General features: G+C 66.3%; 9 protein-coding genes and 1 pseudogene. 1 reads left to right on the forward strand and 9 read right to left on the reverse strand.

Annotation, left to right across the window (positions count from 1 at the left end):
- Positions 1-128: 128 nt before the first annotated feature.
- Positions 129-395, forward strand: coding sequence for a DUF6356 family protein (locus tag FM111_RS15490; protein WP_087141815.1), 267 nt, complete (start codon positions 129-131; stop codon positions 393-395).
- Between the two features lie 15 nt (positions 396-410).
- On the opposite strand, the gene FM111_RS16430 is transcribed toward FM111_RS15490, so the two are convergent.
- The 9 genes and pseudogenes from FM111_RS16430 to FM111_RS15530 all read right to left on the reverse strand — a co-directional run bounded on the left by FM111_RS16430 (position 411) and on the right by FM111_RS15530 (position 12,538).
- Positions 411-929 carry a hypothetical protein gene (locus FM111_RS16430; protein ID WP_087141816.1) on the reverse strand — a complete coding sequence of 173 codons (519 nt, stop codon included), beginning with the start codon at positions 927-929 and terminating at the stop codon, positions 411-413.
- 74 nt (positions 930-1,003) lie between these two features.
- Positions 1,004-1,447, reverse strand: coding sequence for a hypothetical protein (locus FM111_RS15500; protein WP_087141817.1), 444 nt, complete (start codon positions 1,445-1,447; stop codon positions 1,004-1,006).
- A 91-nt stretch (positions 1,448-1,538) separates the two neighbouring features.
- Positions 1,539-3,044: a 2-oxoglutarate dehydrogenase complex dihydrolipoyllysine-residue succinyltransferase gene (odhB, locus tag FM111_RS15505; RefSeq protein WP_087141818.1), complete on the reverse strand. Its 1,506-nt coding sequence runs from the start codon at positions 3,042-3,044 to the stop codon at positions 1,539-1,541.
- Between the two features lie 55 nt (positions 3,045-3,099).
- Entirely contained in the window at positions 3,100-6,120 is a 3,021-nt protein-coding gene (locus tag FM111_RS15510; protein ID WP_087141819.1) for a 2-oxoglutarate dehydrogenase E1 component, read from the reverse strand.
- Positions 6,121-6,333: 213 nt separating this feature from the next.
- Positions 6,334-6,402: pseudogene (locus FM111_RS16625) on the reverse strand (twin-arginine translocation signal domain-containing protein); the annotation flags it as partial.
- A 61-nt stretch (positions 6,403-6,463) separates the two neighbouring features.
- Positions 6,464-7,366, reverse strand: a complete 903-nt coding sequence (sucD, locus tag FM111_RS15515) for a succinate--CoA ligase subunit alpha (protein ID WP_087141820.1) — start codon at positions 7,364-7,366, stop codon at positions 6,464-6,466.
- 46 nt (positions 7,367-7,412) lie between these two features.
- On the reverse strand, positions 7,413-8,603 hold the full coding sequence (sucC, locus tag FM111_RS15520; protein ID WP_087141821.1) for an ADP-forming succinate--CoA ligase subunit beta: 1,191 nt from the start codon (positions 8,601-8,603) through the stop codon (positions 7,413-7,415).
- A gap of 165 nt (positions 8,604-8,768) precedes the next feature.
- A complete protein-coding gene (locus FM111_RS15525; protein ID WP_087141822.1) occupies positions 8,769-10,157 on the reverse strand; it encodes a spinster family MFS transporter in 1,389 nt (462 codons plus the stop codon).
- A 122-nt stretch (positions 10,158-10,279) separates the two neighbouring features.
- Entirely contained in the window at positions 10,280-12,538 is a 2,259-nt protein-coding gene (locus FM111_RS15530; protein WP_087141866.1) for a TonB-dependent receptor, read from the reverse strand.
- Between the last annotated feature and the right edge of the window lie 24 nt (positions 12,539-12,562).

Below are 12,562 nucleotides of genomic sequence, written 5' to 3' on the forward strand. Positions count from 1 at the left end.
AGATCTTGGCAGGGGCCTCACGCGGGGTTGAAGCGGCGTGACGAAGCGCCCCCTGTTGCTTCGGCGGGTTTAGGCCAGAATGCGACCGCCGGGTAGAGGGACCGGTGCGACCACGCTAGGCTGTCTTCATGTCGAACGCTTTCAACCGCCTGTTCCGCGACCACCCGCGTGAGGTCGACGAGACCTACCTCGAGCATATGGCCGCCTCGTCGCGCTTCGGCTTCAAACTGCTGCGCCTGGCGGGCTGCGCCTTCATCCATGCGGTGACGCCCGGCCTGCACAAGACGACGGTCTCCGACGCCATTCGTGGCATGGCCCACGACATGGGCGGCCGCGCCGCAGAGGCCCGCGAATGCCGCATGCGCGACGCGGGCGTCTGGGACGTCGGCCTCTAGGCCCCCGACGCGCCCTCAGTCCGGCGTCTGGGCGCGGCTGTAGAAGCCCGAGATGTCGGAACCCATGCCGCAGAAACGACCGGCGGCCGTGCTGTCCTCGACGAAGGCGCCTTCCGGTCCCACGCGCACCATGACCACCGGCGCGTCGGCGCCGATGTCGGCCGCCGTCAGTTCGTTCACCTCGCCCTCGAAGGGGATGAGCTTGGCGTGGATGACGTCGTCGCGATCCTGGGCGCCGCGCGCCTGAAGCTCGCAGTCGGCCGCCGTGGCCCCGCCGTTCGGAACGCCCCCAGCGCGGATCAGCACGCGCCATTCACCGCCTTCCTCGATCAGCTTGAGGTCGGCCTGGGCCGGATCGGTGCGGCGGAAGTCGGCGCTTCTCTCGGCGGCCGCCGGGGCCATTGCGGGCGCAGGCGCAGCGGCGTCTTCAGCCTTGGGCGCGGCGGCGGGCGCCTCGGCCGGAGCGGGTCCGCAGGCCATGAGAGCCGCCGCCAGGGTCAGGGCGCCGGACGCGGGGATCAGATTGAGACGCAAGCAAACTCTCCATCACAAGGAAACGCGCGAAGCTCCGTTATTTTCAACGCGCCCGTCAACCGCTCGCCAACGCCTCAACCCAGGGCGCCGTTCACCAAGGCCCACAGATAGGCGCCTCCGGACAGCAGCAGGATCGCCACGATCAGCGCCAAACCCGCCCATTGCAGCGCGCTGAAACGACGCGGCATGGCCGTGCCGACAAAGCCTGCTCCGGTCGCAAAGGCGAACAGGGCCAATCCGCGCGACGCCGTGCGAACCGTCGTATCGGGTCCGTCCAGATCATCGCCCTCATCCGTCGCGAACTCGCCGGTCCCCGCACGCGCCAGCAGGTCACGCGCCCGCGCCGCCTGATCCGCCCGCCCCATCAGCCGGATGCCCAGGGCGCGCTGCATCAAGGGATCGACCGTGGTCTGAAACCGCTCCGTCACCGACACCTCGATATCGTGCGACGACAAGAAGGCGGCAGCCAGATCGGCCTCATAAACGTCGTGGTAGCGGGCGATCTCGACCAGGCTCATGCCGTCAGCCTAGCACGCCTGCGGGGCGCGCAATTGAAAACGGCGGGACCCGAAGATCCCGCCGTCGTCAGTCGTTCGCGTGATGCGGACCTTATAGGTCCAGCAGGGCGCGCGCCGGGTCTTCCAGCAGTTCCTTGATGCGGACCAGGAAGGTCACGGCTTCCTTGCCGTCGACGATGCGGTGATCGTAGCTGAGGGCCAGGTACATCATCGGGCGGATCTTGACCTCGCCGTTGATGGCCATCGGGCGCTGCACGATGTTGTGCATGCCCAGGATGCCCGACTGCGGCGCGTTCAGGATCGGCGTCGACATCAGCGAGCCATAAGTGCCGCCGTTGGTGATGGTGAAGGTGCCGCCCTGCATCTGGTCCATGGTCAGGGCGCCGTCACGGGCGGCCTTGCCCAGGGCGCCGATGCCCTTCTCGATGCCGGCCAGCGACAGGACGTCGGCGTCGCGCAGCACCGGAACCACCAGGCCCTTGTCGGTGCCGACGGCGATGCCGATGTCGTAGTGGTTCTTGTAGATGATGTCCGTGCCGTCGATCTCGGCGTTGACCGCCGGGATTTCGTGCAGGGCCTGAACCACTGCCTTGGTGAAGAAGGACATGAAGCCCAGCTTCACGCCGTGACGCTTCTCGAAGACTTCCTTGTACTGGGCGCGCAGGGCCATGACGTTGGTCATGTCCACCTCGTTGAAGGTGGTCAGCTGGGCGGCCGTGTTCTGGGATTCCTTCAGGCGGCGGGCGATGGTCTGACGCAGGCGCGTCATCTTCACCCGCTCTTCGCGCGGCTGATCGGCGCGCGGGGCCGCCGGAGCAGCAGCGACGGGCGCAGCCGGCGCGGCGGCGCCGATGGCGGCGATGGCGTCGGCCTTGGTGATGTTGCCCTTCGGACCCGAGGCCGACAGCGAGGCCGGGTTCAGATTGTTCTCAGCCACCACGCGCTGGACGGCGGGCGACAGGTGGGTCGAAGCCGGAACCTGGGCCGAACCGGCGTTGGCCGGAGCGGCGGCCGGAGCCGGAGCAGCAGCCGCAGCAGCCGCAGCGGCGGCGCCCGAGGCGGCGACCGAACCGATCACCTGGCCGGGCGTCACGGTGTCGCCGTCAGCGGCGATGATGGTCAGGACGCCGGCGGCCGGGGCCGAGACTTCCACGGCTACCTTGTCGGTCTCGATCTCGACCAGCAGCTCGTCCTTGGCGACGGTGTCGCCCGACTTCTTCAGCCAGGTTCCGATCGAGCCTTCGGCGACGCTCTCGCCCATGGTCGGCACGGCGATGTCGACCGCAGCGCCGCCCGAAGCGGCCGGAGCGGCGGCGGCGGGGGCCGAAGCCGCCGCAGCCGGAGCCGAGGCGGCGGCTGCGCCGCCTTCGGTCACCGAGCCCAGCACCGTGCCGGGAACGACGGTGTCGCCGTCATTGGCGTTGATCGCCGACAGCACGCCGTCAGCGGGAGCGACGACTTCGAGCGAGACCTTGTCGGTTTCCAGCTCGACCAGGACTTCGTCCTTCTTCACGGCGTCGCCGACCTTCTTGGTCCACTTGGCGATGGAGGCTTCGGCGACGGATTCACCGAGGGCGGGGGTCAGGATATCGGCCATCTTCAGTGTCTTTTCGTGTCTGAACTTTGCTTGTCTTTTAGGTCAGGCGCGGCGGTCAGGCCATGGCCTCGGCGAGGAAGGTCTCGAGTTCCTTCAGGTGTCGGCTCATCAGGCCCGCGGCGGTCGAGGCCGAAGCCGGACGACCGACGTAGCGCGCGCGCTTGGCCTTCACGTTCAGCTTCTCGAGCGTCAGCTCGATCCACGGATCGACGAAGGTCCAGCCGCCCATGTTCTTGGGCTCTTCCTGGCACCAGACCAGATCGGCGTTGGGGAAGCGGGCCAGTTCCGCCGAGATCGACTTGATCGGCCACGGATAGAACTGTTCCAGACGCAGGATGTAGATGTCGTTGACGCCCGCCTTCTCGCGCGCGTCCAGCAGGTCATAATAGACCTTGCCCGAGCAGACGACGACCTTGCGGATGTCCTTGTCGGCCTTGAGCGTGACGCCCGCCACGTCCGGACGCAGCTCGGCGTCATCGCGCAACACGCGGTGGAAGGACGAACCCACGGCCATATCGGCCAGGGTCGAGACGGCCTTCTTGTGACGCAGCAGCGACTTGGGCGTCATCAGGATCAGCGGCTTGCGGAACGAGCGGTGCAGCTGGCGACGCAGGATGTGGAAGTAGTTGGCCGGCGTCGTGCAGTTGGCGACCTGCATGTTGTTCTCGGCGCACTGCTGCAGGAAGCGCTCCAGGCGAGCCGAGGAGTGCTCCGGACCCTGGCCTTCATAGCCGTGCGGCAGCAGCATGGTCAGGCCGCTCATCCGCAGCCACTTGCGCTCGCCCGACGAGATGAACTGGTCGATCACCACCTGGGCGCCGTTCACGAAGTCGCCGAACTGGCCTTCCCACATGGTCAGGGTGTTCGGGTCGGCCAGCGAATAACCGTACTCGAAGCCCAGCACCGCCTCTTCCGACAGGGCCGAGTCGATGACCTCGAAATGGGCCTGGCCGTCGCGCAGGTTGTTCAGCGGGAAGTAGCGCTGCTCGGTCGTCTGGTCGGTCACGCCAGAGTGACGCTGCGAGAAGGTGCCGCGCACCGAGTCCTGACCCGACAGGCGGATGTTGTAGCCTTCGTCCAGCAAGCTGGCGAAGGCCAGGCTCTCGGCCGTGGCCCAGTCGATGTTCGCGCCGCTCGACACTGCATCGCGGCGGCCGTCGATGACGCGCTTCAACGTCTTGTGCATGTCGACGCTGTTCGGGATCGTCGTCAGGCGGTGGCCGTATTCGAGCAGCTTCTCGGCCGGAACGCCGGTCTTGCCGCGTTGCTGCTGATCATCGCCCGCATCGACGCCCAGACCTTGCCACTGGCCATCCAGCCAGTCGGCCTTGTCGGCCTTGAAGGTCTTGCCGGCCTCGAACTCGGCGTCGAGGAAGGCTTCGAAACGGGTGATCTCGGCGTCGGCCTCGGCCTGGCTGAGAACGCCTTCGCCAACCAGGCGCTTGACGTAGATCTCCAGCGTGGTCGGCTGGTTCTTGATCTTCGCGTACATCAGCGGCTGGGTGAAGGTCGGATCGTCGCCTTCGTTGTGGCCGAAGCGGCGGTAGCAGAACATGTCCACCACCACGTCCTTGTGGAACTTCTGACGGTACTCGGTGGCGACCTTCGAAGCGAAGACGACCGCTTCCGGATCGTCGCCGTTGACGTGGAAGATCGGCGCCTGAACCATCAGGGCGACGTCAGACGGATAGGGCGACGAGCGCGAGTTGCGCGGCGCCGTGGTGAAGCCGATCTGGTTGTTGATGACGAAGTGCAGGGTGCCGCCGGTGCGGTAGCCCTTCAGCCCCATCAGGGCGAAGCACTCGGCCACCACGCCCTGACCGGCGAAGGCGGCGTCGCCGTGGATCAGCAGCGGCACGACCTTGGAGCGGTCCAGCACCCACTCGTTGTCCGGCTTGCCGACGTTGACCTCGGCCTCGCGGATATCGAAGGCCTGCTTGGCGCGCGCCTTGCCCAGGACGACCGGGTTGACGATCTCCAGGTGCGAAGGGTTGGCGGTCAGCGACAGGTGGACCTTGTTGCCGTCGAACTCACGGTCCGACGAAGCGCCCATGTGGTATTTGACGTCGCCCGAACCTTCGATGTCCGACGGCACGGACGAACCGCCCTGGAACTCGTGGAAGATGGTCTTGTAGGGCTTGCCCATGACGGCGGCCAAGGTGTTCAGGCGGCCGCGGTGCGCCATGCCGAAGACGATCTCGTCGACGCCCAGGGCGCCGCCGCGCTTGATCACCTGCTCCAGGGCGGGGACCATGGCCTCGCCGCCGTCCAGGCCGAAGCGCTTGGTGCCGGGGAAACGCTTGTGCAGGAAGCGCTCGAAACCTTCGGCCTCGACCAGCTTCCTGAAGATGGCCAGCTTGCCTTCCTTGGTGAAGGCGTTCTGTTCAAACTTGTCCGGACCTTCGAAGCGCTGCTGCAGCCAGGCCTTCTCGTCCGGCTCGGCGATGTGCATGAACTGCACGCCGATGTTGCCGCAGTAGGTGCGCTTGAGGATTTCCAGCACCTGGCGGACCGAGCCGGTCTCCAGGCCCAGGACGCCGTCCAGGAAGATCGGGCGATCCATGTCAGCGGCGGTGAAGCCGTAGAACTCGGGCGTCAGCTCCGGGTTCTGGATCGGCGGCTCGATGCCCAGGGGATCGAGGTTGGCCTGCAGGTGGCCGCGCACACGATAGGCGCGGATCAGCATCAGGGCGCGGATGGAATCGTGGGCGGCGGCGCGCACATCGGCGGCCGAAACGGCGCCCGAGGCGTCAGCGACCGGAGCGGCCGGGCGCGGGCCGGGCTTGCCGGCGGTCTTGGGGTCAACCTTGGGAGCCGGCCAGCGGCCGTCGAACACGGCGGTTTCCTCGGTCGGCTCGGCAGCGCCCGAACGGCCCCAGGAGCCGGCGGCGGCCGACTGCTTCACCAGGTCGGCGTTGTCCTTCAGTTGATCGAAGAAGGCGCGCCACTCCCCCGACACCGAGCCGGGGTCCGAAGCCCATTTTTCGTGCAGGTCCTCAATGAAGGCGGCGTTCGCGCCATAGAGGAAGGAGGTCTCGGCAAAGACCTGGTTCAGCCGACCCGCATCGTCCGCCATTTTTCTCTCAATCGTCCCTTTACAACCGCCCGCGCACAGCCGCGCGGAGAGCAGCGCCGTTCATATAGGCCCTGTTTCCTTACTGGTCATGACCGAAGGGAGGCGGACCGGGTGGAATTTGGTCGAATCGGCAAGAAAAAACGCCCCCGGACGATTCCGGAGGCGTTACAAAAGGTCACACGGCGCGAAAAACACCCCCGGAACGCGGATAGATTAGACTTTGGTCCAATCCGCCGCCCCGCCTGACGCCGTGACCTCCCTCAAGAAATCACGGCGCTCAAGTAGCGAGCGACCGCGTCGCGAGCGTTAACGCCGCGCCTCCAAAGAGGCGCTGCTGAAGGGTTTAACCCTTCAGCACTTCCACCAGAGTCGTGCCCAGACGCGCCGGCGACGGCGAGACGCGGATGCCCGCGGCCTCCATGGCGGCGATCTTGGATTCCGCATCGCCCTTGCCGCCCGAGACGACAGCGCCGGCGTGGCCCATGGTGCGGCCCTTCGGCGCCGTGCGGCCCGCGATGAAGCCGGCCATCGGCTTCTTGCGGCCCTTCTTGGCTTCGTCGATCAGGAACTGGGCGGCGTCTTCTTCGGCCGCGCCGCCGATTTCACCGATCATGATGATGGATTCCGTGGCGTCGTCGGCCAGGAACATTTCCAGCACGTCGATGAACTCGGTGCCCTTGACCGGGTCGCCGCCGATGCCGACGGCCGTGGTCTGGCCCAGGCCTTCGTTCGTGGTCTGGAACACGGCTTCATAGGTCAGGGTGCCCGAACGCGAGACGATGCCGACGTTGCCCTTCTTGAAGATGTTGCCCGGCATGATGCCGATCTTGCACTCGTCCGGGGTCAGGACGCCGGGGCAGTTCGGGCCCAGCAGGCGCGAGTTGGAACGGTCCAGGCGAGCCTTGACGCGCACCATGTCCTGCACCGGAATGCCTTCGGTGATGCAGGTGATGAAGGGGATCTCGGCCTCGATGGCCTCGATGATGGCGTCGGCCGCGCCTGCCGGCGGGACGTAGATCACCGTGGCGTCGGCGCCGGTGCGCTCCTTGCCCTCGGCGACCGAGGCGAAGATCGGCAGGCTTTCGCCGTGCGAGCCGGTCCAGGTCTGGCCGCCCTTGGTCGGGTGGACGCCGCCGACCATCTGGGTGCCGTGATAGGCCAGGGCCTGTTCGGTGTGGAAGCCGCCGGTCTTGCCGGTCAGGCCCTGAACCAGGATCTTGGTGTTCTTATTGACGAGAATGGACATGTGTCTGTGCTCTGAATTCTGTGTGTCTGCTGGGCGGTAGCGGCGCTTACGCGACCGCCGCGACGATCTTCTGGGCGGCGTCGTCCAGGTCGTCGGCGGCCTGGATGGTCAGGCCCGACTCGTTCAGGATCTTCTTGCCCAGTTCGGCGTTCGTGCCTTCCAGACGCACGACCAGCGGCACCTTCAGGCCCACTTCCTTCACCGCGGCCACGACGCCCTCGGCGATGACGTCGCACTTCATGATGCCGCCGAAGATGTTGACGAGGATGCCCTCGACCTTCGGGTCAGCGGTGATGATCTTGAAGGCCGCCGCGACCTTGTCCTTGCCGGCGCCGCCGCCGACGTCGCAGAAGTTGGCGGGCTCTTTGCCGTACAGCTTGATGATGTCCATCGTCGCCATGGCCAGGCCGGCGCCGTTGACCATGCAGCCGATGTTGCCGTCCAGGGCGACATAGGCGAGGTCCCACTTCGAGGCCTCGATCTCCTTGGCGTCTTCTTCGGTCTCATCGCGCAGGGCGCGGATGTCTTCGTGGCGGTACAGGGCGTTGCCGTCGAACGAGACCTTGGCGTCCAGAACGCGCAGGCGGCCGTTCTCCATGACGATCAGCGGGTTGATCTCGAGCATGTCCATGTCCTTCTCGACGAAGGCCTTGTACAGGATCGGGAACAGCGACTTGCCGTCTTCAGCGGCGTCGCCCGTCAGCTCCAGCGCCGCATTGATGGCGGCGATGTTCTCGGCGGTGACGCCGGCTTCCGGGTTGATGGCGATGGTGTGGATCTTTTCCGGGGTGGCGTGGGCCACTTCCTCGATATCCATGCCGCCTTCGGTCGAGACGACGAAGGCCGTTTGACCGACCGAGCGGTCGACCAGCAGCGAGCAGTACAGCTCACGGGCGATGTCGGCGCCGTCTTCGATGTACAGGCGGTTGACCTGCTTTCCGGCTTCGCCCGTCTGGGCGGTGACTAGCGTGTTGCCCAGCATTTCCTTGGCGTGGGCGACGGCTTCCTCGATCGAGAAGGCCAGACGCACGCCGCCCTTGGCGTCGGCGCCCAGTTCCTTGAACTTGCCCTTGCCGCGGCCGCCGGCGTGGATCTGCGACTTCACGACGTAGAGCGGGCCAGGCAGTTGCTTGGCGGCGGCTTCAGCCTGGTCGGCCGAGGTGATGGCGACGCCCGCCGCGACCGGGGCGCCAAAGCCCTTGAGGACCTGCTTGGCCTGATACTCGTGAATGTTCATGTCTGGATCCGCGCCGTTAGGGAGGTTTGTGGAAACTTTGGCCGCGCTTATAGGCGTCGCGCCTTCGCCTGCGCAACCGCCTGTCGTCTTATGGCCTCATGAGGATTTTCTTATGCCGGGCGGCGAGCCTGCTTCAGGCCGCCGCCCGGTCCATCTTCGGGGCGATTAGTCGACCCAGTCCTTCTTGAGCGTGCGCGAGGCGCCGAACAGCAGGGCCGAGGACAGAAGATAGAAGCCCATGCCCGTATAGATGGCCCAACGCAGGCTCTCCTCGCCGAAGGCCGGGCGCAGCAGGTCGCTCATCCAGCCGAAGTAGTAGATGCCGACGGCGATCCCCAGCAGGTTGTTGATCAGCAGGAACAGGGCCGAGGCCGTGGTCCGCATGGCCGGCGTAGCCAGGTGCTGCACCGCCGCCGTGATCGGACCCAGCCAGGTCAGGTTCAGACCCGTCGGGATCAGGAAGATCAGGAAGGCCATGGTCAGGGCCGCCGCGCCGTTGGGATCGGACCCCGGCATGACCGCGCCCACCACCGCGCCCGAATTCATCGCCAGGATGAAACAGGGCACCGAGATCAGGAAGGCGATCGCCGGCGTCAGCGGATAGGCCGCCTTGGATGTCTTGCCCAGCCGGTCAGCCATGGAGCCGCCCAGCCAGATGCCCGCCACCCCGCCGACCAGAACGATGGCCGAATAGTACCAGGCCGTCTGCGACAGGGTCAGGCCGAAGCTGCGCATGAAGAAGCTGGGCAGCCAGGCGGCCACGCCATAGCCGCAGACCGAAGACGACGCCGCCCCGAACGCCAGCAGCCAGAAGCTGGGCTTGGGCGCCAGGGTGCGCACCACTTCCTTGAAGGGCGGCGCCTTGAGCTCCTTGGCGACGGGAGCGGCCGCGACCGGCGCCGCGAGCGCCGCCGGCTCGACGTCCAGTCCGCCGCGCTTGGGATCCTTGACCGTCAGGCGCAGCACCGGCGCGACCAGCACGCCCAGAACGCCGACCACGATGAAGGCCGTGCGCCAGCCATAGGTCGCCGCCAGCAGGCCGCCGACCAGGGTGCCCGCCGCCATGCCCAGCGGAATGCCGAAGGCGTAGGCCGCGAGCGCCCGCGCCCGCTGCGACTTGGGAAAATAGTCGGCGATCAGGGAATAGGCCGGCGCCACGCCGCCCGCCTCGCCGATGCCCACGCCCATGCGGCACAGGAACAGCGAACCGAACCCGCCCGCCAGGCCGCACAGGGCGGTGAAGCCCGACCAGATGGTCAGGGCGCCGGTCATGATCCACACCCGGCTGAACCGATCCGCCAGCCAGGCGATGGGGATGGCCAGGGTCGAATAGAGCAGGGCGAAGGCCAGCCCCCCCAACAGGCCGAACTGGGTGTCGCTGAGGTTGAACTCGGCCTTCAGCGGCGCGGCCAGGATGCCGATGATCTGCCGATCCAGGAAGTTCAGCATGTAGATGAGGATCAGAACCCCCAGCACATAGTAGCGATAGCTCGGCGACGCGGCGCGCGCGTCGAGCGTCCCCGCGTCGGCCTTTGCGGCCTCGATCTGGCTCATGGACGTTCCCCGACTATGTTCCTTAAGACGACGGTAGCGGCCTCGCCGCTCCGCGCCACAAAAAAGAAGGGCGGCGGCTCCCATGAACCGCCGCCCAGTGCGCTGCGTTCAGGCGCGCAGCATCAATATTTGGCCGAAACCTTGATCATCCAGGTCCGCGGTGCGCCGTAGTAGGCGGTGCGGATGTTGCCGATCGAGGAGAATTCCTGGGCGTCGGTCTTGTAGACCTCATCCGACAGGTTCTGACCGTAGAGGCCGACCGTGTAACGGTCCGAGGCGTTCGACCAGACGACGCGGGCGTCATAGAGCCAATAGTCGTCCTGATACATGCCAGGGATTTCGGTCCCGGTGTTCTCGTAGGTGTTGTCCACCGCCAGAGCCATCCGCGAGCGATACTTGGCCGCGCCGCCCACGGTGACGGACGATCCGCCCGACAGGAACCACTCGTACTGACCGCCGAACCGCAGGGTCCACTTGGGCGAGAAGGCCGGGTCCTGGAAGGCGCGGCTGCCACTGAAGTTGGTGAAGCGGTTGTCCTTGAACTCCTTGTAGTCAGCGTCGAGGAAGCCGACCTGAGCGTCCAGCGTCAGACCGCGGACCGGCATCAGAACGCCTTCCATTTCGAAGCCGAAGATGTCTAGCTGACCAGCATTCAGCACCGACAGAACCGGCGCGGGCAAGCCGGTGACCGGATCGGTATCCAGACCAGCGACGCGGGCCTGGAAATCCTCATACTTGGTCATGAAGGCCGCCAGGTTCAGGCGGGCGCGACGATCCCAGAACGAGGTCTTGGCGCCGACCTCGAAGGAATCGGCCGTTTCCGGCTGATACTCCGTCGCCTCGGTCGGGGAGTTGGCGCGGCCGTTGAAGCCGCCCGACTTGAAGCCCTGCGAATAGCGCGCATAGACCATGGCGTCGTCGGACAGCTGATAGTCGGCCGACAGCATGATCGAGGTGTCATCGTACTTGCCCACGTCCGGCGCGAAGACGTAGGTCGCGTTGAACGCCGGGAGCAGGCTGTAGAAGGTCGACGTCGTGCGCCAGTAGTCCTTCTCCTCCTCGGTGTAGCGGACCCCCGCCGACAGACGCAGCTTGTCGGTCACGTCATAGCTGAGGTTGCCGTATACGGCCTTGGAGGTGGTCTCCAAAGTGTCGTCGATGGTGCGTAGGAAGCCGGAATTTCCGAACGCGGGCCCCAGCAGGGCGTCGTTGTAGCTTTCCTGGTGGGAGTCGACGTCTTCCTTCAGGTAGTACAGGCCAGCCACCGCGTTCAGACGGTCGCCAGTGTAGGTCAGCTGCAGTTCCTGGCTGAACTGGTTCTGATCCACGGCCACCAGGGCGTCGGCGATCTCCAGCTCGGTCGCGTCGAAATCGATGTAATCATCGGTGTTCATGGCGCGATAGGAGGTGATCGACTTCAGCGACAGGGCGTCGGAGATGTCCCACGTCGCGCGCAGCGCCGAACCCCAGCTTTCCAGCCGCGTTTCGTTCGGCAGGCCCGGCGTCGTGCGGGTCTTGAAGTCATATTCCGGAACCGGATTGGGCACAGGACGCAGCACCGTCGTCTTCAGCAGGTCCGTCAGGCTGTTCTGGGCTTGACCGACGGTCATGCCCGCGTCGTCCTTGGCGTAGTCGGCGTTCAGGTCGATGCGGAAGTTCGACGCCGGATCCCAGGCCAGGCTCGCGCGCACGGCGGTCGAGTTCTTGTCGTTGTACTCCGCTCCGGTGGCCGGGTCGGTGACATAGCCGCCGCGTTCCGAATGCAGGGCCGACAGACCCAGGGCCAGGGTGTCGGTGACCGGGCCGGAGATCGCGCCCTGGAACTCCATCAGATCATAGTCGCCATAGGCGGCGGAGGCGCGGGCGCGGAATTCCTGGTCCGGGCGGCGCGACACCAGCTTCATGGCGCCGCCGATGGTGTTCTTCCCGTACAGGGTGCCCTGCGGGCCGCGCAGGATCTCGACGCGCTCCAGGTCCAGCAGGTCGAACTGGGTGCCGCGAATACGCGAATAATAGACGTCGTCGACATAGACGCCGACGGCCGGGTCGAAGGTTTGCAGAGCGTCCGGCTGGCCGACGCCGCGGATGTAGATGTTGGTCGAGTTCGACGAGCCGCGGCCCTGTACCAGGTTCAGGTTCGGCACTGCGCCTTGCAGGTCCGTCACCTGCTGGGCGCCCGTGCGCTCCAGGGTCTCGCCGCTGAACGCCGTCAGGGCCAGAGGCGTCTTCTGGGCCGACTCTTCCGTGCGACGAGCGGTGACGATGATGTCCTCGACCTGAGACGCAGCCTCCTGCGTGGTCGCGTCCTGAGCCTGCGCCGCGGAGGCCATTGCGCCGAAGGCGGCGCCCGCCAGCAGGGCGGTCTTCACGAGTCTGTTCATGTGCATCCCAATCTTGTTTCCGGC

Source organism: Brevundimonas diminuta 3F5N (genome assembly GCF_900163625.1).
GTDB classification, from domain to species: Bacteria; Pseudomonadota; Alphaproteobacteria; order Caulobacterales; family Caulobacteraceae; genus Brevundimonas; species Brevundimonas diminuta_A.

Coding starts and splice junctions, on each gene's coding strand:
- FM111_RS15490 (WP_087141815.1), top strand. CDS start 129: ATGTCGAACGCTTTCAACCGCCTGTTCCGCGACCACCCGCGTGAGGTC.
- FM111_RS15500 (WP_087141817.1), bottom strand. CDS start 1,447: ATGAGCCTGGTCGAGATCGCCCGCTACCACGACGTTTATGAGGCCGAT.
- odhB (WP_087141818.1), bottom strand. CDS start 3,044: ATGGCCGATATCCTGACCCCCGCCCTCGGTGAATCCGTCGCCGAAGCC.
- FM111_RS15510 (WP_087141819.1), bottom strand. CDS start 6,120: ATGGCGGACGATGCGGGTCGGCTGAACCAGGTCTTTGCCGAGACCTCC.
- sucD (WP_087141820.1), bottom strand. CDS start 7,366: ATGTCCATTCTCGTCAATAAGAACACCAAGATCCTGGTTCAGGGCCTG.
- sucC (WP_087141821.1), bottom strand. CDS start 8,603: ATGAACATTCACGAGTATCAGGCCAAGCAGGTCCTCAAGGGCTTTGGC.
- FM111_RS15525 (WP_087141822.1), bottom strand. CDS start 10,157: ATGAGCCAGATCGAGGCCGCAAAGGCCGACGCGGGGACGCTCGACGCG.
- FM111_RS15530 (WP_087141866.1), bottom strand. CDS start 12,538: ATGAACAGACTCGTGAAGACCGCCCTGCTGGCGGGCGCCGCCTTCGGC.